The following is a 22,760-nucleotide window of genomic DNA, read 5'->3' as shown; positions in this document are numbered from 1 at the left end:
TCAATGCGCCACTGCTGCTGCCGCCGCCTCGTCAATCAACCGCCCGTTCCGAAAGCGGTCGAGATTGAAGGGGGCGTTGATATTATGCGGCTCGTCGTTTGCCATTGTGTAGGCCAGCAAGTCGCCTGCACCCGGCGTAGCCTTAAACCCGCCCGTGCCCCAACCGCAGTTAACGTAAAGGCCTTTGACTGGCGTCTTGCCCAATATTGGCGAACGATCGGGCGTCACGTCGACAATACCGCCCCATGTCCGCAACATCCGCATCCGCCGGTAAATCGGGAAAATTTCGCAGATTGCAGCCAATGTATGTTCAACGATATGCAGCGCACCGCGTTGCGAATAGCTCACATATTGGTCTGTTCCCGCGCCAATCACCAACTCGCCTTTGTCCGACTGGCTCATATACGCATGGACGGTATTCGACATCACAACGCACGGAAAAGTGGGCTTAACCGGTTCGGAAACCAATGCCTGCAGAGGATAGCTTTCAAGTGGAAAATCTAGACCCGCCATGTGCATGATGACGGAAGTGTTACCCGCCGCCGATACGCCAACACGCTTCGAGGCTATATAACCCCGCGTTGTTTCTACACCTTCTACCGCGCCATCCGCGCCACGGCGGATACCCGTGACAGCGCAGTTCTGAACGATATCAACACCCAAAGCAGCCGCCGCACGGGCATAGCCCCAGGCTACCGAATCATGCCGCGCAGTGCCGCCGCGCCGTTGCAGCGCTGCGCCCAACACTGGATGGCGCGCATCAGGCGATATATTCAGCGGCGGGCAATATGCCTTCGCCTCTTCAGGCGTCAGCCATTCATTATCGACGCCATTAAGGCGGTTTGCATTAATATGCCGCTGAAGGCTTTGCACATCATGCACATTGTGCGCGAGCATCATGACACCGCGCTTTGAATACATGATGTTGTAATTCAGCTCCTGACTGAGGCCATCCCACAATTTCACTGCGTGATCATAAAGATGCGCGCTTTCGTCATATAGGTAATTGGAGCGGATGATCGTCGTGTTTCGTCCGGTATTACCTCCGCCAATCCAGCCCTTTTCAAGCACTGCAACGTTGGTAATGCCGTATTTGCTCGCGAGGTAATAAGCCGCGCCAAGACCGTGGCCGCCACCGCCAACGATAATCGCATCATAAGCTGGCTTGGGCGCAGCATCAGGCCATTGCTCAGGCCAGTTCTTATGCCCGCTGAACGCTCTGGTAAAAAGGCTCAATGCGCTGAAGCGAGTCATGATTGCACCTGCGCAAGCGCCGCTTTCGCCCGGCTCACGTAGAAAGTCTTAAAATCATCAACCAGCTTTTCCTCCAGCGCATAAGGCCCCTGAACATAGCCGTCATTCGCGATCCCACGATGGTTGATCGCGGAAAAATATCCGTCTTGTTCGTTGGTTTTGCGCCATAATGCGGCCAAATGTTCGGGGTCATAATCAACCCCTTCAACTGCGTCTTCATGCACCAGCCAGCTCGTCCGTAGCAAAGTCTTGTCAGGCGCGATGGGTGTCAGCGAAAATGTCACGACGTGGTCGCAACAGAAATGATGCCAGCTATTGGGCTGAGTCCAAACCGACAGGCTTGACATTTCAGGCTCGGTAAATGGCCCAATGAGCCTCTGGCAGGCAAGTTTGCCATCAATTGATTGAGTAACCGCGCCATTGGCCAACTTTAATCGGGCAATCCGGTGCCACCATCCGTCGGGAAATTCAATCAAATCGCGGTCAATGCCCAAATGGCGCCATTCATCCCGGCTGGCCTGCAACGCGGCATCCGCAGGCGCGTCTTTGCCGAACCCTGTTGTCCCAAGCACGCTGATCAATTCGGGGTGGCCTGCGTCGCAATGATAACATTCACGGTTATTTTCCATAACCAGTTTCCAATTGGCGTTCTCGACATAATTGTCTTGAACAGCGACCTTCAAATTTTCGAGGTTATACACTGCGATCTGATCGACAATGTCGGCTTTTACGCGATCAATTAGCGGCGGATCATCGGTGAGACAGATGAATATCAGCCCGCCGACATTTTCCAGCGCCACCGGCGACAGGCCATGATCCGTCTTGTCAAAATTCTCTGCCATGCTCCGCGCGGCGAGTAATTGCCCGTCAAGGCCATAGGTCCATTGATGATAGGGACACATCAAACGAGGCGCACGACCGCGCTGTTCCAAGCAGATTTTTGCGCCGCGATGCCGGCAGCTGTTCCAAAATGCCCGGACTTCATTGTCGCGTCCACGCACGATGATGATAGAGTTATCGGCCAGTTCAAACACGAAATAATCGCCCGGATTTTTAACATGGGCAACGGTGCAGGCGTATAACCACACCGATTTGAGCATGACCTGCGTGTCGAATGCGAACGCATCGTCGCTGACATATAAGCCACGCGGCAACGTGTAACCTTTGCGGTCATTGGCAAGCCAATTGGCGACAGGAGCAAAATGCGACATCGACCTAACTTCTCAACGCCAAGTTGTCAGGGTCGAACGGCGAATCTGCTATGATAGTTGCTTTGTGACGAACGCCTAAAATAACGATTTCCAGTTCCGCGCCCGCTACCGCCAAATCCGGCCGGACCATTGCAAGGGCAAGCGATTTACCGACGCGCCAGCCATAGCCCCCCGATGTAACGCGGCCAACCATGTCATCTTCATGGTAAACCGGTTCTGACCCGCGCGCGTCGGCATCGGTGACATCATGCACTTCCATCGTAACCAACTGGTTCGCGCTGCCGCGCTCCTGCCATTCCAGCAACGCCTCGCGTCCAAAAAATGATGGTTTCTTGATGCTGATGAAACGGTCCAAGCCGCTTTCATAGGCCGAATATTCAACTGACAATTCGCGCGGGATGAGCTTGTAGCTTTTTTCCAGCGCCATTGACGTCATCGCGCGGATGCCAAATGGTTTGATGTCAAACGCTGCACCCACCTCCATCAACTTGTCGAAAATATAGCTCTGCATTTCAATTGGATGGTGGATTTCCCAGCCCAGCTCACCAATGAAATTGACCCGCAACGCGTCCACCTGCGCTAGGCCAATGCTCATTTTCTTGCCAGTCAGCCACGGGAAGGCGTCGTTAGACAAATCCGTATCTGTCAACTTCGCCAGCACGTCGCGCGACCTTGGGCCAGCAACCACCAGGACGCCCATGGACGTTGTCAGCCGCTCGAAATTAACTGAGCCATCGTTTGGCATGGCCTTTTTCAGATAATCATGATCGTGGCGCTCATATGCGCCTGCAGACACCATATAATATCGCCGCGGTGCGGCTTTATAGACCGTGAATTCGCTGCGCACGCCGCCCCTATGCGTGAGCAGATAGGACAAGGTCACGCGTCCAACCTTTTTCGGCACAGCATTTGTCAGCAATTGGTCAAGCCAGCTTTCCGCCCCCGGACCTGATATTTCGCATTTGGCAAAAGCGCTCATATCCTGAATGCCGACATGCTTTGTTACATGCAGGCATTCATTGCCGACATGTTCGAAGTAATTGGAACGGCGGAATGACCATTTTTCACGAACAGGTTCGCCCGGTAGAACTGGGTGGTTATCGTTTAACAGCACGTCTGGTTTATCAAGATCGGCTGCGCTCAAGTTGTAGCCAGCGGGCGCAAACCAGTTGGGACGTTCCCAGCCAAACACACTGCCAAATACTGCGCCGAGTGCCTTCATCCGGTCGTAGCAAGGCGTGCGCCGCAATGCCCTTCCGGCTTCGCGTTCCTCATCAGGATAATGCACCGTGAAGACCTTGGCATAGGCCTCCTCATTCTTTTTAACCAGAAAACCCCTGCCCGCATATTCGCCAAAGCGACGGGGGTCGACGCCCATCATGTCGATGGTCGGCTCGCCATCCACAATCCAGTGCGCCAACTGCCAACCCGCACCACCAGCAGCGGTTATTCCGAAACTATGCCCCTCATTCAGCCAAAAGTTTTTGAGGCCCCATGCCGGTCCGACAATAGGCGACCCGTCGGGCGTATAGGCGATAGCGCCATTATAGACTTTCTTGATGCCAACTTCGCCAAAGGCCGGCACCCGTTTCATGGCCGCCAGGATATAAGGCTCAAGCCGCTCTAGCGCATCGGGAAAAAGTTCATATTCGCTGTTCGCAGCAGGACCATCGACGTAGCATGCGGGCGCGCCAACCTCATAGGGTCCAAGCAACAGCCCGCCGGCTTCCTCGCGCATGTAATAGCTTGCATCGGATTCGCGCAGAACGCCCATTTCTGGCAGGCCAGCCTTTTTGCGTTTCATGATTTCGGGATGCTGTTCGGTGACCAGATATTGGTGCTCGACTGGAATGACGGGAATATCAAGGCCAACCATAGCCCCGGTTTGTCGCGCAAAGTTACCTGAGCAGGAAATAACGTGCTCGCACATAATGTCGCCCTGGTCTGTTGAGACGAGCCACTTGGCATTTGGTTGTTGTGTGATGGCAGTGACCGTTGTGTTGCGATAAATCGTCGCCCCATGCTGCCGCGCGCCTTTCGCCAGCGCTTGGGTAAGGTCAGCTGGCTGGATATAACCATCATCGGGATGCTGGATCGCGCCGATAACACCGTCCATATTGGCAAGCGGCCAAATATCCTTGACCTGATCCGGCGTCAGGAAATTTACATCAACGCCAATGGTGCGGGCAACGCCGGCATAATAAAGATATTCATCCATGCGGTCCTTGGTCGTCGCCAGCCGGATATTGGTAACTTGCGACATGCCCGCATGGAGGCCTGTTTCGGCTTCTAAAGTGGGATATAGAGCTACAGAATATTGATGTAATTTACCGACGGAATAGCTGAGGTTGAAAAGCGGTAACAACCCAGCCGCATGCCATGTCGACCCAGATGTCAGTTCCTTACGCTCAAGCAGGACAACGTCGCTCCACCCCATTTTGGCAAGATGATACAAGGTACTAACGCCTACGACACCGCCGCCAATAACCACCGCACGTGCCGTCGATTTCATTCCTGTTACCCTGTCTGATAAAAAACTGAGCATGTCAGAACACATGACAGTTCGACAAGTGGATTGAACCGCACAAGGTGACTATAGGATTTATTAATCCTAACTATTAGTTTAAGTTACTCACTGTTGCTCATGCTGTCGTCCGCATAAAGGAGCCGCTCCAAGATCAGCGATTCAGCGGAAGTAATGGCGCTTCGGCATCCTTAGACCTGCGCGCGCTCTGCCTGTTTTCCTGCGGTCGGTGCCGCGTTCAATATCAGGGAGTAAAACAGGTTTAGGGTGCAGACACAACAGATGGTCCAACCGATAATCGTTGTGGATGCATTTCCGGCCAGGTTTAGGACCAGCTTTGACCAGTAATGGTGCCCCAGGCCCGACTCGAACGGGCACTCCTTTCGGAACAGGATTTTGAATCCAGCGCGTCTACCATTCCACCACTGGGGCACAGCTCTCACGGGCGGACCCGTCAAAGCGGAGGCCCCTCTAACCGAGCCTCCGCCTTGATGCAAGCGCATCCTTATTTCTTCAGCTCTTTTGCCAGAGTCTTGAGCGTTGCCTTGCCATAAGGGGCCTTGAAGCCGCCAATGCCTGCGACATCAATGCCGGTCTGGCGATAAACTGCACGCATATGGCTAAAGGTTTTAAAGCCGTCGGCACCATGATAATTGCCCATGCCTGATGGACCCACCCCGCCAAACGGCAAGTCTTCCATCGCGTTGTGGAAGATGACGTCGTTAACGGTGACACCGCCGGAAATGGTCCTCGACAATACGCGTTCTTCCTCTGCCTTGTCGGATCCGAAATAATACAACCCAAGCGGCCGGTCGTGCGCATTCACATAATCAATTGCCTCGTCCATCGACGAATAGGTCATCACAGGCAGGATTGGCCCGAAGATTTCCTCCTGCATCACTTTCATATCGTCGGTCACATTGCGGACGATCGTCAGAGGCATCTTGTTGCCGTTCGACGATGCAAAGTCTTCACCAGCAGGGTTGATTTCAATCAGTTCCGCGCCCTTTTCGCGTGCATCGTCGAGATAGCTTTGCAGCCGTTCATAATTGCGACCGTTTACAACTGAGGTATAATCATCATTGTGCAGCAATTTGGGATATTGCGCAGTTACGCCGGCCTTTACCGCTTCAATGACATCATGCTCCTGATCGCTGGGCACCATGAGATAATCGGGCGCGAGGCAAATCTGTCCGGCATTCATCATCTTGCCCAAGGCAATCCGCTCGCCCGCTTTTTTCTTGTCTGCACTGCGGCTGACGATTGTCGGGGATTTGCCGCCAAGCTCAAGTGTGACAGGCACCAGATTGTCGGCAGCGGCGCGCATGATATGCCGGCCAACGCCAGTCGCGCCTGTAAAGATCATATGGTCGAAGGCGAGCTTGGAAAAAGCCATCCCGACATCGGCGTCGCCGGTGAACACCGCCATTTCCTCTTCGGAAAAATATTTTGGTATGACTTCTTCAAATAATGCCGACACGCGCTCGGTAAATTCAGACGGTTTGATCATCGCGCGGTTACCGGCGGCCAGAATGCCTGCCATTGGCACCATCACCATGCCCACCGGAAAATTCCATGGCGCAACCACGCCGACAACGCCCTTTGGCTGGTAGACGACCTCGGCTTTGGCCCCGAGCAGCCCTAGTGGAAAGGTTGGCTTGCGCTTTTCGCCCTTGGCCCAGCTTTCAAAATGCTTTTTGGCATGTTTCATTGCGCTTACCGATGGCATGATGTCGGTGAGCAATGTCTGTTCGCGGCTGCGATGTCCGAAATCTGCAGAAACAGCTTTTGCAAAGTCCTCGGCATGGTCAATCAGCATGGCAATGGCGCGGTCGATCCGATCCCGACGCACCGACATTGATTCGGGCATAGCGGACGTGAACGCTGCGCGCTGTTTTTCGAGCACGGCTTGCATATTTGCAGACATTTTCTCTCTCCGTTTAATCAGTTGATGAATTGCTAGCGCGAAGCGTTGCACATTGAAACCATTTTGGCGTATCGCAGTCGCGAACATGTGCAAAGCATGACGAACTATTGGAGAGAACATGATCGAGGCCGGTAAAAAGTGGACGCCACCTGCGGGTTGGCCAGCGATGACTCGTGACGAAGTAAAGGCTGCGTTATGTGCGCCGGGCATGCCGTTCGAGATGGAATCTGTGTCCATTGATGGCATCCAAACACGCGTTTGGAAGAATGCCCTGCCGAACCTCGCCGTTCTTGCCGACCATGCCAAGACAGCATTCGGCGACCGCGAATTTGTGGTGTATGAAGACGAACGAGTGACCTATGCGGCATGGCACCGTGCAGTTGCAACGCTGGCACAGGCGCTTCAGGAGCGCGGCGTTAAAAAGGGCGACCGCGTTGCGCTTGCCATGCGCAATCTGCCCGAATGGCCGGTGGCCTTTTTTGCAGCAGCGGTAACAGGCGCGATTGTTGTGCCACTGAATGCCTGGTGGACCGGAGAAGAGCTGGCCTTTGGAATGGCCGATTCTGGCGCCAGTGTTCTCATTTGCGATACCGAACGATGGGATCGGATTGCGCCTTTGAAGGCAGCGATGCCAGCACTTCAGCATGTATTTGTAACACGCGGAGGTGCAGCGACTCTGGCGGAGCCTGCAATCGCGCTCGAAAGCATCATTGGTAACGCGAATGGCTATGCGGACTTGCCTGAAATCGACTTGCCCAAGGTCGAAATCGCGCCAGATGACGCCGCGACGATTTTCTACACCAGCGGGACGACTGGCAAGCCGAAAGGGGCCTTGGGTTCGCATCGCAATTTGCTGACCAATGGCCTTTCAAGCGCCTATTCGGGTGCCGCAACGGTGCTGCGCCGGGGTGACCCCCTGCCCGAACCAAGCATCAGGGCCGGATTGGTGGTTATCCCCATGTTCCACGTTACAGCGTGCTCGGCATCGATGATCCCGACCATTCAGGCCGGCCATAAAATTGTGTTCATGCACAAATGGGACACGTTGAAAGCGTTCGAGATCATCGAGCGCGAAAAGATCAACGCCACTGGCGGCGTGCCCTTTATTGCTTGGCAGCTGATCGAGCATCCTGACCGCGAAAAATATGACCTAAGTTCCATCGACACCATCAGCTATGGCGGCGCACCTTCTGCGCCTGAACTGGTGAGCAAAATCCACGAGCTATTCGGTGCCTTCCCGGGAAATGGCTGGGGAATGACTGAAACAATGGCGACGGTTACCTCACACACCGCTGAAGACTATCTCAACCGGCCAGACAGTTGCGGTCCTGCCGTGGCTGCTTCGGATCTCAAGATCATGTCCGAAGACGGCATGACCGAGTTGCCCATTGGCGAAGTCGGTGAATTATGGGCGCGCGGTCCGCAAATCGTTAAAGGATACTGGAATCGCCCAGACTCGACCGCAGAGACTTTCGTTGATGGATGGGTGCGCACGGGCGATCTCGCACGGGTCGACGATGAAGGTTTTTGCTTCATCGTCGATCGCGCCAAGGATATGATCATTCGCGGCGGCGAGAATATCTATTCATCCGAAGTCGAAAATATCCTGTATGAACATCCGGCGGTGACTGATGCCGCCTTAGTGGGCATTCCGCACCAGACATTGGGCGAAGAGCCTGCTGCCGTGGTACATCTTGCGCCCGGCACCGCAGTCAGCGAAGAGGAATTGCGTGGCTGGGTCAGCGAACGATTGGCAAAGTTCAAGGTGCCAGTTAAAATCATCTTCACGCATGATACGCTTCCCCGCAACGCCAACGGGAAAATCCTAAAGCGGGATTTGAAGGCCCTTTTCTGAATGGCGAAGGGACCGATTCACATTTGTTTTTGATGCTGCGTCGCACTACAAGGCCGCAAATCGAAATCAAAGGAAACTCTCATGAGCCACGCCGATCCTGTTGTTATCCTGTCATACGCCCGCACACCAATGGGTGGGATGCAAGGCGTGCTGGCTGAGGTTGCCGCGACAGACCTTGGCGCGGTTGCGGTGAAGGCTGCGGTCGAGCGTTCTGGCGTTGATGGCGCAATGATTGAGCGCATCTACATGGGCTGCGTCCTCCCGGCGGGCTTGGGTCAAGCCCCCGCCCGACAGGCCGCGATCAAGGCTGGCTTGCCCACGTCCGTGCAGGCAACAACAGTCAACAAAGTGTGCGGTTCAGGTATGCAGACCGTCATCATGGGCAGCGAGGCGCTGGCCGCTGGTTCCGTCGATTATGTCATCGCAGGCGGCATGGAAAGCATGACCAATGCCCCTTATCTGTTGAAGAAGCATCGCGGCGGCGCGCGCATCGGCCACGACACGGCCTACGACCACATGTTTCTGGATGGGCTTGAGGATGCCTATGACGCTGGTCGCGCGATGGGCACGTTCGCGCAAGATACGGCGAACGAATACCAGCTCACCCGTGAAGCGCAGGATGCTTACGCACTGGAATCGCTTCGCCGTGCACAAAGCGCGATTGCCGATGGCGCGTTCAAGCAGGAAATCGCTGCTGTGACCGTTGTCACACGAAAAGGTGATGTCATCGTCGATACCGACGAGCAACCCGGCAAGGGCATGCCTGACAAGATTCCGACGTTGAAGCCAGCGTTTGCCAAGGACGGGACGATCACCGCCGCCACCAGCTCTTCCATATCCGACGGTGCCGCTGCGCTTGTGCTCACCCGCCAGTCGGTCGCCGATACTAATAAGCAAACCCCCATTGCACGTATTATCGCCCATGCCGCGCATGCGCAGGAACCATCGGCTTTCACAACTGCCCCCGTCGGCGCAATCACCAAATGCCTTGAAAAGGCCGGTTGGGCCATCGGCGATGTCGACCTGTTTGAAATCAACGAAGCTTTTGCCTGTGTTGCGATGTTCGCGATGCATGATCTGGGAATTCCGCACGACAAGATAAATGTTCACGGCGGTGCAACTGCGCTTGGTCATCCTATCGGTGCATCAGGCGCGCGGATTATTACAACTTTGGTTGCGGCTCTCCAACGATACGGCAAGAAACGCGGCGTTGCATCATTGTGCATCGGGGGCGGCGAAGCGACCGCAATGGCTATCGAGATTATCTAACCGATACAATTTGCGACACTAATGTCTGATTTCTGAACACACTATTCGCCGCGCGTTCAGGGTCCAAAGTCTATCTGTGGAACGTCAACGCAATCAATGCGTTTACCTCGACAAGAAGGACAGAAGACCATGAAGACCAAATTTTTGATCGCAGCGGTCATCGCCAGCACATTAACGCCAATGGCGGCGCAGGCCCAGACACGTGAGCTAGAACGCGACCGGCGCGAAGTTCGTGAAGAGCGGCGCGACGTTAAAGAAGCGCGGCGCTATGGCGACCGTGATGACGTACGCGACGAACGTCGTGATGTGCGTGATGCGCGTCAGGAATATCGCGAAGACTGGCGCGAATATCGCCAGAAAAATCGTCGCGCGTTTCAAGCGACACGTTTCAACGCGCCATTCCGTTACCGGACTTTTAACAATGGTGTAAACATTGGCGCAAGCTATTACGCGCCTCGCTATCGGATAGGCAATTATTCGAATTACCGCTTACCTAATCCGGGTCGCTACCAAACATATGTCCGTCACTATAATGACGTGCTGTTGGTGAACACGCGGACCGGTCGCGTGGTTAGAGCCTATCGCGGCTTTTACCTCTAAAGCGTTCAATCCTCCCTGAACGCTTTGGGTCGCTGGAGAAATCCAGCGGCCCTTTGTTTTTTTGCGCGCCGCGCGTTAAAGACTGCCGATGAATATAGTGTTCGTCCTTTTCGATAACGTCACGCAGCTCGATTTCACCGGACCCGTGCAGGTGCTTTCACGGCTGCCCGGGGCGCACATCCATGTCGTGACCAAAGATGGCAAAGCCGCAACGACGGACTGCGGGTTTTCCATTCTGCCCCGTTCGGGCTTTACGCAATGCCCGCCCGCTGACATTATCTGTGTGCCCGGAGGCCACGGCGTGCGCGATGCAATTGCTGATGAGACGATCGTCAATTTTGTTCGGACCCAAGCCAAAAGCGCGCAATATGTAACGAGCGTCTGCACCGGCGCGTTCATATTGGGTGCGGCGGATTTGCTTCAGGGTAAGCAGGCAACATGCCATTGGGCCTATACCCAATTGCTTCCCCTTTTTGGCGCAATACACCAGTCTGCACGGGTTGTGCGCGACGGAAATCTGATCACGGCGGGCGGTGTCACATCGGGCATTGATTTTGCATTTGAGCTGATCGCCGCAATATCCGGGGACGATGTCGCCCGTAGTATCCAGTTGGCGCTTGAATATGACCCCTCACCGCCATTTCAAAGTGGATCGCTCGCGGTTGCCTCCGACGAAATAGTCGCAAACCTGCGCGCGCGAGTCTATCAAAAGGCGGCGGCGGACATGGAAAGTGCCATCAGAGATTTAATTTAATTCGTCGATTAACTTCGGACTGGACGCGGCGGCGTCATGCGCATAGCCTCCCGGCCGGGAGAGTGAAATATGACATATAAGTTTTGGCTGGCGGCGGCATGCGCAGGCGTATCATCGATATTGGGTTCCTGCCAAAAAGACGCGGTCAAACCTAATGTGTCTGCCTCCACTGCGATTGACGGTGATTATCTCACATCCGGTGGTGATGGCTCCAACTGGGCGATGACAGGCTTCAATTATGATGAACAACGTCACAGCCCGCTCACGCTGATTAATGACAAAAACGTAAAGGACCTCGGCATTGCCTGGTTCGCCGACTTGCCCGATGCACGGGGTCAGGAGGCAACGCCCGTTGTCGTGGACGGCAAAATGTTCGTGTCGACCGCGTGGTCCAAAGTGTTCGCTTATGACGCAAAAGACGGAAAGCCGTTGTGGAATTTCGACCCCGAAGTTGACAAGGCCCGCGGTGTTAAGGCGTGCTGCGATGTTGTAAACCGGGGGGTTGCTTTCTGGAAAGGCAGCGTTTTCGTAGGCACCATCGACGGACGTTTGATTTCCCTCGACGCGACGACTGGGAAGCAGAACTGGAGCGCACAAACGCTCGATCTGGAATCCAATGGCACAATCACTGGCGTCCCTCGGGTGGTCAAGGACAAGGTGGTCATCGGCTTCGGCGGCGCGGAATTCGGCGCGCGTGGATATGTGACGGCCTATGACGCGGCCACGGGCAAGCAGGCGTGGCGATTCTACACAACACCCAACCCAAAGGGCGAACCCGACAACGCCGCCAGCGACGAAATATTGAAAACGGCAGCAACAAGCACATGGAGTGCCAAGCCTAAAAAGGGAGACTGGCGCGAGAGCGGCGGCGGGGGCACCGTGTGGGACGCGATCGTGTATGATGCCGAACTCGATCAGCTCTATCTCGGTGTTGGCAACGGCAACCCTTGGAACCATGGTATTCGGTCGAATGGCGAGGGCGACAATCTGTTCCTGTCGTCCATCGTTGCATTGAAACCCGACACGGGCGAATATGTTTGGCATTATCAGGAGACTCCAGCCGAAAGCTGGGACTACACCGCCACTCAGCCGATAATTCTGGCAAACGAAACCCGTGGAGGCAAAGAACGTAAGGTACTTTACCATGCGCCGAAGAATGGTTTCTTCTTCACCATTGACCGCCTGAATGGAAAGTTGCTTTCGGCCAATCCTTTCATCAACGGCATCACATGGGCCAGTGGCTACGACGTAAAAACCGGACGCCCGATCGAAAACCCCGAAGCGCGCTACGAGAAAACGGGCAAGCTTTACATGGCCAACCCGTCAGCATTGGGCGCACACAACTGGCACCCGATGAGCTTTAACCCCGCCACTGGCTTGGTCTACATTCCAGCGATGTATATTGGCGGAGCATATTTGCCGCCAGTCGCGCCAAATGAACAGGAGCGCAAGTCGCTTGGCTTTAACACCGGCGGCGCGATGGCGACCGCTGATTTGCCTGACGACACCAACTTCGTGAAGGCAGTAAAGGCCGCAACGACGGGCAAGCTCGTCGCTTTTGACCCCAAGACCGGCAAAGCGAAATGGACCGTCGACCATCCGGCGTCATGGAATGGCGGCACAATGACCACAGCGGGCAATCTGGTGTTCCAAGGCACCGCTATGGGCGAATTTCGCGCTTATGCCGCCGACACCGGCAAGCAATTGCTCAACCTCAAAGTGCAATCAGGTGTGCTTTCCGGCGCGTCGACATATACTGTCGACGGCGAACAATATGTTGCCTTCCTGACCAGCAAGGGCGGCGCGTTTCCGCTGGTGTCCGGCTATGCAGGTGCGACAAGTGCCTCAGTGCCCAATTTACCGCGCTTGATCGTGCTTAAACTGGGCGGCAAAATCGCGCTACCGGCTCTGCCTGAAACGCCAGCTTACGTCTGGTCGCCGCCGGTACAGTTCGGGACCCCTGCGGATATTGCAGCCGGTGGATCAAACTTCCAACGCTACTGCCTCGTCTGCCACGGCCCGGGGGCGGTTGGAAACGGTGTGCTCCCCGATCTGCGCAAATCGGGAACAATTGCCGACGCCGCGACATGGAAATCCGTCGTCATTGACGGCATTTTGAAAAGCAACGGCATGGTAAGCTTCAGCCGCGTGCTGACGCCCAAAGAGGCGGAACAGATGCGTGCCTATGTCGTAAGCCGAGCGCATTATGCCAAGGTTAACGACGCCGCCTTGGGCGGCGGTACGAAGAAGGCAGCCAAGTAGACACTGCTGCCCATGATTCTGGCATCTGCCTAAAAATTAGGCAGATGCCAGCGTCGAACCGTCACGGAACAGCGTGTTTGCGCCGTCTACATTCTGGCACGATACTTGATGAGTGCTTGGCAACATCCGCGCGCGCGGAGCCACTGCCTCACGCGCCATACAGGAGAAAGTCATGAAGAAGATCGAAGCGATCATCAAGCCGTTCAAACTGGATGAAGTAAAAGAAGCGCTGCATGAAGTCGGCGTTTCCGGCATCACCGTAACTGAGGCGAAGGGTTTTGGCCGGCAGAAGGGCCATACCGAACTGTATCGCGGCGCTGAATATGTTGTCGACTTCCTTCCCAAGGTAAAGCTTGAAGTCGTTGTCGAAGACGGGTTGGCCGACCGCGTTGTGGAGGCAATTGCTGCCGCCGCGCAAACCGGCCGCATTGGCGACGGCAAAATCTTCGTTATTCCGGTAGAAACCGCTTTGCGTATCCGCACCGGCGAACGCGACAACGATGCCGTCTAAACATTCCAAATCAGCTAAAAAAGACAAGCGAAAGAAGGAAAGCAATATGGGTACGTCAGCCAAGGACATTATCAAACGCATCAAGGAGGAAGAGATCGAGTGGGTCGATGTCCGTTTCACTGATCCCAAGGGCAAATGGCAGCATCTGACCATGTGCGCGGGCGTTATTGGCGAAGACGAACTTGAAGACGGTTTGATGTTCGACGGCTCGTCCATTGAGGGCTGGAAGGCGATCAACGAATCCGACATGATCCTGAAGCCTGATCTTGAGGCAGTCTATATCGACCCGTTCTCGGCGACACCGATGATGATCATCTTCTGCGACATCGTCGAGCCTTCGACTGGCGAATTGTACAGCCGAGACCCACGCTCAACCGCCAAGCGCGCTGAAGCCTATCTCAAAACCACTGGAATCGGTGATACCGTTTATGTCGGTCCCGAAGCCGAGTTTTTCATGTTCGACGATGTGCGTTTTGAAAACAGCTACAGCACATCATACTATAAAATCGACGACATCGAACTGCCGACCAACACCGGTACGAAATATGAAAGCGGCAATATGGGCCACCGCCCACGTGCGAAGGGCGGATATTTCCCCGTCGCGCCTGTAGACAGCGCAATGGATATCCGCGGCGAAATGGTTTCGACCATGCTCGAAATGGGTCTGCCTTGCGACAAGCACCACCACGAGGTTGCCGCCGCCCAGCATGAGCTTGGCCTGACCTTTGGTACGCTGACACAGACGGCGGACCGGATGCAGATCTACAAATATGTCGTGCATCAGGTCGCCCATGCCTATGGCAAAACCGCAACCTTCATGCCCAAGCCAATCAAAGAGGATAATGGTTCTGGGATGCATACCCATTTGTCGATCTGGGAAGGCAAGACTCCGCTTTTCGCGGGCGACGGCTATGCCGGACTTTCCGAAATGTGCCTGTTCTTCATTGGCGGCATCATCAAGCATGCCAAGGCGATTAACGCTTTCTCCAACCCGACCACCAACAGCTACAAGCGGCTGGTCCCCGGATATGAAGCGCCTGTCTTGCTTGCGTACTCAGCACGTAACCGTTCGGCCTCTTGCCGGATCCCTTATGGTGCCGGCGCCAAGGCAAAACGCGTTGAAGTCCGCTTCCCCGACGCAATGGCAAACCCCTATCTGTGCTACGCAGCTTTGTTCATGGCTGGTCTTGACGGCATCCAGAACAAGATCCACCCGGGCGAAGCGATGGACAAGAACCTCTATGACTTGCCACCAGCCGAACTCGCTGAAGTCCCAACGGTTGCAGGGTCGCTGCGCGAAGCGCTGGAGTGTTTGGCCGCCGATCACGACTTCCTGTTGAAGGGCGACGTGTTCTCGAAAGACCAGATTGAAAGCTATATCGAATTGAAGATGGAAGACGTCGCCCGTTGGGAAATGACGCCGAGCCCTGTCGAATTCGACATGTACTATAGCTACTGATCCAACGCATCGGATCATAGCTAAAGGCCCGGCAGTTGGGGGACTGCCGGGCCTTAATATGTGGGATCAATAGTTGCGTGCTTGACGCCCCATTTGGTCGAAGCGCATCCTGAGTCGATCAAGACGGCGATCAATCATCTGCTCTTCCCGCTGCGTGAAGCGGCCGTCGCGATTAAACTGACGGTTTTGTGCTTCAATCGCTGTCAACTCACGGCGCGCATATTGCGCAGTTGAACGGTCAATTTGCTGCGATTGCACGGACGAGCGGATATATTCACGCATCCAGCTGATACGGCCCGTAATGTCGGTAGGCATCTGGTTTAAATCATACTGGCCATTGCCCGGACGATATTGATTGTTGTCCCGATTATTTGACTGATAACCGTCGCTACGCGTTGAGACCCACTGGCCCCGCGCATCATAATAGCCATAAGCGCGGCCGGCTACCCAACGACCCTTTGAGTCATAATAGCCAGGCTGTTCAACGGCGTTCCAGTTAGCGCTGTTTTCATTTGCATAGCCCGTGTCACCTGCAATCCAGCGTCCGCGTGCGTCATAACGACCACGCGTCGGGCCAGCGACCCAGCGTCCGTTCGTGTCATAATAGCCTGTTGCTGTACCCCCAACCCAACGGTTGTTGCGGTCATAATAGCCTGCCGATGACGCGGGAACCCAGTGGCCGTCACGGTCCACATAGCCGGAGTTATTGCGGTCCGTGTTCGACATGACCCAGCGACCGTTATCATAATAGCCATTCGGCTGACCTTCTACCCAGCCACCATTACGGTCATAATAGCCACGTGCTTGAGACGCGCTCACGCCCGTTGCATGCCAACGGCCTTCTTGATCATAAAAACCATAAGCGCTGCGGCAGTCGCCACGGTCCGATTTTGATACCTGATTGCCGACGACTGCGCCAACGATTGCACCAATGATGGAACCTTCGGTTTTGTCTCCGCGTCCGGCGATGACGTTACCCAAAACGCCGCCAGCACCTGCGCCAATGGCCGTGCCAATGATGCGGCCATTGTTATCGCGGCGGCAGCCATCGTCCTGCGCCATCGCGACGGATGGGGTGAGAGCGGCAAGCGCAAGGCCTGCCATGAACATCTGCTTTTTCATAAGATTTCTCTTTTCACGTAACTGTTTCGTGAAAGGGTAATCCGCTGCTGGTGCTAATGTTCCGGTTTGACACCCCATGGCGACAGCAGGGAAACCGGTTGCCAGCTACTTAGAGACCCGCCTCGACCGCTATACGGATGGCGTCTGCGGTCGTGGCGGCGCCCAGCCTGTCCATTAACAACGCCCTGTGCATTTTCACTGTCTGTTCGCTCAAGCCAAGCCTGAAGGCGATTTGCTTGTTCAGATGACCAAGAGCCATTTCGGCCAGAACCTCGCGTTGGCGGCGTGACAGAGTTTTTACGGCAAGCGCAGCAGCAATACGCCGGTTTTCATGAGTCATAGGGGCGCTGGCTTCGAGTTCGACCTGGGAGCCCAAGAAAAATTCAAGCTCGCCTTCTTCGTCGAACATAGGCGCCACTAACACAGCGTTCCGAAATGGCGTGCCGTCGCGCTTGTAATTCAGGATTTCCACCAACACCGGCGCGTGCCGCTCCACACCATTCCGAATGGCCTGAGTCAACCACGGCTCGGTCGCGGGCCCGGCCAGAAATTTACAGTTCCGTCCAATAATTTCATGCTCGGCATAGCCAGTAAGTTCAATGAAGGCCCGGTTGCACGCCACGATCGGATTGTCCCTTTGACGCGGATCACTAATCACCGACGCTATCGGACTATTGGCGATCAGGACATCCAATCGCTCGGTGATGTGGTCAGTGACGACCAAGATATAATGCCTCCAAATTTGACAAAAAGCGCTTCGAGTGCGTCATCATGATTTTCGACCGACTGGCCTATCGCGGCAATATCGGCAAAACATGGTATAAAGGTTAGGTTGTTGCTCTTAGCCCATCGTCTATCTGGGCGCTACCCGTCATCCGTAACGGGGTCGCTAAGGGGAAACACATGGAAAACCTATCATTTGGCCAATATTCATTGGTCTACAACGCATTTTCGTTCACATTTGCCACGATGGCAGCAACCACATTATTCTTGTGGCTTGGCCGGTCGCAAGTTGGCCCCGCCTACAAAACGGCGCTCACCATTTCCGGCCTCGTTTGCGCCATCGCTGCCTATCATTACTTCCGGATTTTCGAAAGCTGGGAAGGCGCATATTCAATCGAAGGCGGCGTTGTCGCCTCGAGCGGATATGCATTTAATGATGCCTATCGTTATGTCGATTGGTTGCTGACCGTGCCACTGCTTCTGGTCGAACTCATTCTCGTGATGCGCTTGAGCGAAGAAGAAACCGTCTCCAAGGCCTTCAAGCTTGGCGGCGCAGCGGCATTGATGATCATCCTGGGCTATCCAGGCGAAATCGCAGCAGACAATTCGACACGAATTCTCTGGGGCACCTTGTCGTCAATTCCTTTTGTCTACATCGTTTGGCAGTTGTTCGCCGGCCTCGGTGCATCGATCAACAATCAGCCAGAAAATGTCCGTGACCTCGTGAAGAAGGCACGTTTGCTCACCTTCGCATCATGGGGTTTCTACCCGATCGTATATATGATCCCATATACAAGCCTGAGCGGTTCAAATGTAACCGTCGGCGTGCAAGTCGGCTACACCATCGCTGACTTGATCGCCAAGGCAGGCGTTGGCGTCCTGGTCTACATGATCGCAGTCCGCAAATCGCGCGCCGAATATGGCGAGAAGGCATTTGCTTGATAACTGGATGTCCGCTGCTTTTGCAGATGACGTCTTGATATGACCACGATCATGCTACCGAAGTTCGCAGGCGCAACGTTCCCGAAACCGTTGCGCCTGTGGGCGGTGCCAATAGCCAGCATGCTCCTTATCGTTGCCGACCGTGCGTTCGGGGGCATCGGTGGCATTCAAGCCAACATGCTTGCCGCCATTGCAATCGTTATTGCCGGTATCCCGCACGGCACCCTCGACATTGAGATTGCCGCCGCCCATTTCGGGCAAAACGGCCTCAGCGGAAAAGCCAAAATCCTCGGCAGCTATATCGGCTGTGCCGCAGCGATGGTGATGTTATGGCTCTGGTTGCCTGAATGCGCGCTTATTTCATTTTTGTTTATCTCAATCATTCACTTCAGCCGTGATTGGCGCGGCGGCGCAGATCCGTTTCTGGCGATGATGGTTGGTTGGGCCTTGGTGGCTTTGCCCGCACTTGCCAGCCCCGATGAAGCCGCGGCAATATTTGCCGCGCTGACCGGCAGCGAAAATGGCGCAGTGATCGCAGCGCTACTGGGCGCTGCATCGGTTCCTGCAGCATTGGGCAGTTTGGTCTTTGCATACTGGGCCTTTCGAAATGACGATGCACAAAGCGCATTGGAGGTCCTTGCCTGCATCATTGCAGCTTTGTTCCTGCCACCCTTGGTCGCATTCGCAGTATTCTTCTGCGGCCTCCACTCACCGCGACATATGGCCGATGCGCTGCGTGAGACAGGCGCCCTTTCGCCTGTCAAAAAACTTGTCATCATTGCTGCGGTGTCAGCGCTTTCTTTGGGGCTCGGCGTGCTGATGTTCCTGTATCAGGGCAAGGTTCCAACTGACATGGGCGTCATCCGGGCCGCATTCATCCTTATATCCACACTGACGGTGCCGCATTTCATTTTGGAGCATTTGATGTCGAACAGACAGCCTGCTTAGTCCTGCGTATAGTCTTCATCATCAATACCCTTGCCCCGCCCGGCAAAGCGCGGCACATCGTTCCGGTATCAGTCCGGAGTATTTCATGAAAACCCTTACCCTCAAGCTTTGCTGTAGCGCTGCCCTCGTTGCCCTTTCTCCCGCTGCTTACGCCAAGCTGTCGCCGCCCGAAGCCAAAATGATCGCCACAGTCGATGCGGAATATGAACGGTCGGTGGCTTTGCTTGAGCGGCTGGTAAACCAGAATTCGGGAACGATGAACTTTCCGGGCGTGAAGACCGTCGGCGACATGATGCGCGCCGAATTGGAACCATTGGGTTTCAAGGTAGAATGGCTCGACATGGCAAAGGCGGGGCGTGCCGGCCATCTTGTTGCGACGAAGGCGGGCAAAAAAGGAAGCAAGAAGCTCTTGCTCATTGCGCATCTCGATACCGTGTTTGAGGCTGACAGTCCCTTTCAGACCTTTGTCCGCAATGGTGATGAAGCGATTGGGCCAGGCGCCGGTGATGACAAAGGCGGCATAGTGGTCATCGTCTCCGCGCTTCGGGCGATGCAGGCCGCTGGCACGTTGAAAGATGCTGCCATCGAAATTCATATGACCGGAGACGAGGAAGATGCGGGCGACCCAATTGACGTGACGCGTGCACCATTGATTGCCGCTGGCAAGGCAGCCGACGTGGCGCTGGATTTCGAGGGGCTGTCGATTGAGAACGGCGCGGACATGGGTGTTATTTCACGGCGGTCATCGAACAGCTGGAAACTCGAGGTGTCCGGCGTCACGGGGCATAGTTCGCTGATTTTTGACTCTACATATGGCGACGGTGCGGCGTTTGAACTGGCGCGGATCATCCACCAGTTCCGGACTCAATTACCGGAGCAGAACCTGACCTTCAACGTTGGCCTCATCGCTGCAGGGCAAGAGGCAAGTCTGGATGCCGATGGCGTTCGCGTAAGCGCCAAGGGCAAGACGAATATCATACCGGGTATTGCGCTTGCGCGCGGTGATTTCAGAACGTTATCCGAAGAGCAAAGCGCACGTGTCCGTGAAAAAATGCTGGCTATCGTTTCTGCATCGTCGCCGAAAACCAGCGCAAAGATTTCCTTTGATCCAGGCAGCTATCCGGCCATGGCACCAACCGAGGGAAACAAGGCGCTTCTCGCCAGCCTGAATGTTGTAAACCGCGATCTCGGCCTTGCACAGCAAGCGACGCTTGACCCACTAAAAAGAGGCGCCGGCGATATCAGCTTTGTTGCCAATGATGTCGATGGCCTTGTCGGCCTTGGTGCCTATAGCAAAGGCGACCATGCGCCGGGCGAGTCAGTGGACCTTGCCAGCATCAAACGGCAGGCCAAACGCGCGGCGATTTTGATGACGCGTTTGGCAAGTGGAAAAGGCCAATAGAACGTATATGCCAAACCGTCGTGATTTGGTTGTCGGCATCGCTGGTGCAGCAGCGACAGCTATCTTGCCCAAGGCCCTGTCCGCAACCAGCGCGAAGTCCGGCCCTGACGATATCACCTTGCTTGGGGACATATTGCGCACCCTGCATCCCGGGTTATACCGCTACCAAAGCCCTTCGGCGATGGAACGATCACTTGAGCAGCTTTCGAAGGCATGGGCTGCAAATGCCGACCTTGCGGAGCGATACCTACACTTATCGCGGTTTCTGGCGACGATTAAATGCGGCCATAGCTATGCCAATTTCTTCAATCAGAAAAAATCGCTTCAAGCTTCGCTTTTTGACCGGCAAACCCGCGTGCCATTTACATTCAGGTGGCTGGGTAGCCAAATGGTGGTCTTGCAGGACCAGAGCGGCACGGCCTCTCTGCCGCCGGGCAGTGTCGTTCGCGGAATAAACGATATTCCCGCCACAGACATTCTTACCCGTCTGATGCCATATGCGCGCGCCGACGGAAACAATGACAATAAACGCAGGGCACTGCTGTCAGCGACAGGTGGCGACGAGATTGAGACATTTGACGTGTTTCAAGGGCTGCTGGACCATCAGAACGATGCATTAGGCGACAACACCCCAATGCGCACCTTTCGTCTTCGTGTGCGCCTCCCAGGGGCAAAAACCGACACGATCGTCAACCTACCCGCCTTGACCTTGTTACAGCGGCAATCTTTCATGCGGCCGGTCGATTATCGCGGCAAAGCGCCTGTGTGGCAATGGACGATGCGCGATGACGGGCTTGCCGTTTTACGGATGGATGGATGGGGACTATACAACAGCAGTTGGGATTGGGCTGGCTGGCTTAATGACCGACTGGACAGCCTGCCCGGTGCGAAGGGCCTTATCGTCGATATCCGGGAGAATGAGGGCGGGTTGGACTGCGGTGATCTTATTCTCACCCGGCTCGCTGGCCGCGATATTGCCAAGCCGAAATTCGGCCGACTGGTTCGCTTCGTCAAAACGCCTGAGCATCTGAACCGCTATCTCGACACATGGGACGACAGCTTCCGTGACTGGAGCGGTAAGATCGAGGCCAAACAGGGCCGGTTTTATCGGCTCAAGCAAGATGCCGATTCGATGATTACCCCAGCGGCGTCGAAGAGGCTTAATGTTCCGATGGCCGTTTTGACCAGTGCCCAAAATAGCAGCGCGACATTCCAGTTTGCCGCGCTAACAAAGCAGCTACGACTTGGAACACTTATTGGAGAAACCACAGGCGGGAACCAGAGGGGCATTAATGGCGGCGCATTCTTCTTTGCACGCTTGCCAGATTCTGGGATTGAGTTTGATGTGCCGCTGATTGGATATTTCCCTGAAGGCAAGATGCCGGATGCGGGTATCACGCCTGACATTGCGGTGGCGATGACGGCAAAGGCGATTGAATCGGGCGATGACCCTCAATTGCAGGCTGCTGTGCAACATCTGCTGCGGACATAAATAAAGGGCGGCGCAATGCTGCACCGCCCTTTCAATCTCACTTTAATCGGGTTCGTCTAAAGACTACCGACCGTCACGCGCGGCCTTGCCGAATACGCGATATTGTTCGTTGCCGACGAAACCAAATCTGGTAATTCCGCTGCGTTTCACCGACACCAGTGCCTTATCAACAGTATCATAGGGCGCCGTTGGTGCCGGCTGAAACTGAAGCTCAGGCTCCGGATTCATCGACGTCGTCCGCACCAGATACTGCTCCATCTGTTGCAACGTCACTGGTGTGCCGTTCCATTGGATCGTGCTGTCCGGAAGAATGATGATCTTGTTAATAACAGGATCAATAGGGACGTCTGGTGGAGGTGCATTCGGGTCATTGACCGGAAGATCGATGTTTACGGCGTGCGAAACCGGGGGGATGGTGATCATCAGCATGATGAGGAGAACGAGCATGACGTCGATCAACGGCGTCGTGTTCATTTCCATCATCGGCTGGCCATCATCTTTACCG

Annotated in this window: 18 protein-coding genes and 1 tRNA gene; 11 read left to right on the top strand and 8 right to left on the bottom strand. The window is 55.0% G+C overall.

Features of this window, described 5'->3' with window-relative positions:
• The 5 genes from ACLL9E_RS02650 to ACLL9E_RS02630 all read right to left on the bottom strand — a co-directional run bounded on the left by ACLL9E_RS02650 (position 1) and on the right by ACLL9E_RS02630 (position 6,916).
• Complete coding sequence (locus tag ACLL9E_RS02650) at positions 1 to 1,254, bottom strand: sarcosine oxidase subunit beta family protein (protein WP_411290193.1); 1,254 nt, start codon at positions 1,252 to 1,254, stop codon at positions 1 to 3.
• Complete coding sequence (locus ACLL9E_RS02645; protein WP_411290192.1) at positions 1,251 to 2,465, bottom strand: aromatic ring-hydroxylating oxygenase subunit alpha; 1,215 nt, start codon at positions 2,463 to 2,465, stop codon at positions 1,251 to 1,253. Before ACLL9E_RS02645 ends, ACLL9E_RS02650 begins: the two co-directional genes overlap by 4 nt.
• 4 nt (positions 2,466 to 2,469) lie before the next feature.
• Positions 2,470 to 4,977: a GcvT family protein gene (locus tag ACLL9E_RS02640; protein ID WP_411290191.1), complete on the bottom strand. Its 2,508-nt coding sequence runs from the start codon at positions 4,975 to 4,977 to the stop codon at positions 2,470 to 2,472.
• 360 nt (positions 4,978 to 5,337) lie between these two features.
• Positions 5,338 to 5,421 (bottom strand) — tRNA-Leu (locus tag ACLL9E_RS02635).
• A 73-nt stretch (positions 5,422 to 5,494) separates the two neighbouring features.
• On the bottom strand, positions 5,495 to 6,916 hold the full coding sequence (locus tag ACLL9E_RS02630) for a coniferyl aldehyde dehydrogenase (RefSeq protein WP_411290190.1): 1,422 nt from the start codon (positions 6,914 to 6,916) through the stop codon (positions 5,495 to 5,497).
• Between the two features lie 118 nt (positions 6,917 to 7,034).
• Here ACLL9E_RS02630 and ACLL9E_RS02625 point away from each other — a divergent pair, with 118 nt between their 5' ends.
• The 7 genes from ACLL9E_RS02625 (at position 7,035) to glnA (ending at position 15,626) form a co-directional block, all read left to right on the top strand.
• Entirely contained in the window at positions 7,035 to 8,771 is a 1,737-nt protein-coding gene (locus tag ACLL9E_RS02625; RefSeq protein ID WP_411290189.1) for a class I adenylate-forming enzyme family protein, read from the top strand.
• 81 nt (positions 8,772 to 8,852) lie between these two features.
• Positions 8,853 to 10,040 (top strand): acetyl-CoA C-acyltransferase, encoded by a 1,188-nt coding sequence (locus tag ACLL9E_RS02620; protein ID WP_411290188.1) that lies wholly within the window; start codon positions 8,853 to 8,855, stop codon positions 10,038 to 10,040.
• A 129-nt stretch (positions 10,041 to 10,169) separates the two neighbouring features.
• Positions 10,170 to 10,640: an RcnB family protein gene (locus ACLL9E_RS02615; protein WP_411290187.1), complete on the top strand. Its 471-nt coding sequence runs from the start codon at positions 10,170 to 10,172 to the stop codon at positions 10,638 to 10,640.
• Positions 10,641 to 10,728: 88 nt separating this feature from the next.
• Positions 10,729 to 11,394, top strand: a complete 666-nt coding sequence (locus ACLL9E_RS02610; protein ID WP_411290186.1) for a DJ-1/PfpI family protein — start codon at positions 10,729 to 10,731, stop codon at positions 11,392 to 11,394.
• 69 nt (positions 11,395 to 11,463) lie between these two features.
• Positions 11,464 to 13,656 (top strand): PQQ-dependent dehydrogenase, methanol/ethanol family, encoded by a 2,193-nt coding sequence (locus tag ACLL9E_RS02605; RefSeq protein WP_411290185.1) that lies wholly within the window; start codon positions 11,464 to 11,466, stop codon positions 13,654 to 13,656.
• A 172-nt stretch (positions 13,657 to 13,828) separates the two neighbouring features.
• Positions 13,829 to 14,167, top strand: a complete 339-nt coding sequence (locus tag ACLL9E_RS02600) for a P-II family nitrogen regulator (RefSeq protein ID WP_125231011.1) — start codon at positions 13,829 to 13,831, stop codon at positions 14,165 to 14,167.
• Positions 14,168 to 14,213: 46 nt separating this feature from the next.
• Positions 14,214 to 15,626, top strand: coding sequence for a type I glutamate--ammonia ligase (glnA, locus tag ACLL9E_RS02595; protein WP_411290184.1), 1,413 nt, complete (start codon positions 14,214 to 14,216; stop codon positions 15,624 to 15,626).
• A gap of 66 nt (positions 15,627 to 15,692) precedes the next feature.
• Here glnA and ACLL9E_RS02590 read toward each other — a convergent pair whose 3' ends face one another.
• Positions 15,693 to 16,748: a glycine zipper 2TM domain-containing protein gene (locus tag ACLL9E_RS02590; RefSeq protein ID WP_411290183.1), complete on the bottom strand. Its 1,056-nt coding sequence runs from the start codon at positions 16,746 to 16,748 to the stop codon at positions 15,693 to 15,695.
• Between the two features lie 109 nt (positions 16,749 to 16,857).
• A complete protein-coding gene (locus ACLL9E_RS02585) occupies positions 16,858 to 17,472 on the bottom strand; it encodes a LuxR C-terminal-related transcriptional regulator (RefSeq protein WP_411290182.1) in 615 nt (204 codons plus the stop codon).
• Between the two features lie 179 nt (positions 17,473 to 17,651).
• Here ACLL9E_RS02585 and ACLL9E_RS02580 point away from each other — a divergent pair, with 179 nt between their 5' ends.
• From ACLL9E_RS02580 to ACLL9E_RS02565, 4 genes are all read left to right on the top strand, one after another.
• Entirely contained in the window at positions 17,652 to 18,413 is a 762-nt protein-coding gene (locus ACLL9E_RS02580; protein ID WP_411290181.1) for a bacteriorhodopsin-like, read from the top strand.
• Between the two features lie 39 nt (positions 18,414 to 18,452).
• Positions 18,453 to 19,361, top strand: a complete 909-nt coding sequence (locus tag ACLL9E_RS02575; protein WP_411290180.1) for a Brp/Blh family beta-carotene 15,15'-dioxygenase — start codon at positions 18,453 to 18,455, stop codon at positions 19,359 to 19,361.
• An 85-nt stretch (positions 19,362 to 19,446) separates the two neighbouring features.
• Positions 19,447 to 20,763 carry a M20/M25/M40 family metallo-hydrolase gene (locus tag ACLL9E_RS02570; RefSeq protein WP_411290179.1) on the top strand — a complete coding sequence of 439 codons (1,317 nt, stop codon included), beginning with the start codon at positions 19,447 to 19,449 and terminating at the stop codon, positions 20,761 to 20,763.
• Between the two features lie 7 nt (positions 20,764 to 20,770).
• Positions 20,771 to 22,255: a S41 family peptidase gene (locus tag ACLL9E_RS02565; protein ID WP_411290178.1), complete on the top strand. Its 1,485-nt coding sequence runs from the start codon at positions 20,771 to 20,773 to the stop codon at positions 22,253 to 22,255.
• A 63-nt stretch (positions 22,256 to 22,318) separates the two neighbouring features.
• On the opposite strand, the gene ACLL9E_RS02560 is transcribed toward ACLL9E_RS02565, so the two are convergent.
• Positions 22,319 to 22,760: ExbD/TolR family protein (locus ACLL9E_RS02560; RefSeq protein ID WP_411290177.1), on the bottom strand; the 442-nt coding region annotated here is incomplete at its 5' end.

It is taken from the genome of Sphingorhabdus sp. (genome assembly GCF_046596595.1).
Taxonomy (GTDB): Bacteria; Pseudomonadota; Alphaproteobacteria; order Sphingomonadales; family Sphingomonadaceae; genus Sphingorhabdus_B.
This window is presented reverse-complemented; position numbering and strand designations above follow the sequence as displayed.

Excerpts from the sequence above, each read along its gene's own strand:
- ACLL9E_RS02650 (WP_411290193.1), bottom strand. The coding sequence starts at position 1,254 with ATGACTCGCTTCAGCGCATTGAGCCTTTTTACCAGAGCGTTCAGCGGG.
- ACLL9E_RS02645 (WP_411290192.1), bottom strand. The coding sequence starts at position 2,465 with ATGTCGCATTTTGCTCCTGTCGCCAATTGGCTTGCCAATGACCGCAAA.
- ACLL9E_RS02640 (WP_411290191.1), bottom strand. The coding sequence starts at position 4,977 with ATGAAATCGACGGCACGTGCGGTGGTTATTGGCGGCGGTGTCGTAGGC.
- ACLL9E_RS02630 (WP_411290190.1), bottom strand. The coding sequence starts at position 6,916 with ATGTCTGCAAATATGCAAGCCGTGCTCGAAAAACAGCGCGCAGCGTTC.
- ACLL9E_RS02625 (WP_411290189.1), top strand. The coding sequence starts at position 7,035 with ATGATCGAGGCCGGTAAAAAGTGGACGCCACCTGCGGGTTGGCCAGCG.
- ACLL9E_RS02620 (WP_411290188.1), top strand. The coding sequence starts at position 8,853 with ATGAGCCACGCCGATCCTGTTGTTATCCTGTCATACGCCCGCACACCA.
- ACLL9E_RS02615 (WP_411290187.1), top strand. The coding sequence starts at position 10,170 with ATGAAGACCAAATTTTTGATCGCAGCGGTCATCGCCAGCACATTAACG.
- ACLL9E_RS02610 (WP_411290186.1), top strand. The coding sequence starts at position 10,729 with ATGAATATAGTGTTCGTCCTTTTCGATAACGTCACGCAGCTCGATTTC.
- ACLL9E_RS02605 (WP_411290185.1), top strand. The coding sequence starts at position 11,464 with ATGACATATAAGTTTTGGCTGGCGGCGGCATGCGCAGGCGTATCATCG.
- ACLL9E_RS02600 (WP_125231011.1), top strand. The coding sequence starts at position 13,829 with ATGAAGAAGATCGAAGCGATCATCAAGCCGTTCAAACTGGATGAAGTA.
- glnA (WP_411290184.1), top strand. The coding sequence starts at position 14,214 with ATGGGTACGTCAGCCAAGGACATTATCAAACGCATCAAGGAGGAAGAG.
- ACLL9E_RS02590 (WP_411290183.1), bottom strand. The coding sequence starts at position 16,748 with ATGAAAAAGCAGATGTTCATGGCAGGCCTTGCGCTTGCCGCTCTCACC.
- ACLL9E_RS02580 (WP_411290181.1), top strand. The coding sequence starts at position 17,652 with ATGGAAAACCTATCATTTGGCCAATATTCATTGGTCTACAACGCATTT.
- ACLL9E_RS02575 (WP_411290180.1), top strand. The coding sequence starts at position 18,453 with ATGACCACGATCATGCTACCGAAGTTCGCAGGCGCAACGTTCCCGAAA.
- ACLL9E_RS02570 (WP_411290179.1), top strand. The coding sequence starts at position 19,447 with ATGAAAACCCTTACCCTCAAGCTTTGCTGTAGCGCTGCCCTCGTTGCC.
- ACLL9E_RS02565 (WP_411290178.1), top strand. The coding sequence starts at position 20,771 with ATGCCAAACCGTCGTGATTTGGTTGTCGGCATCGCTGGTGCAGCAGCG.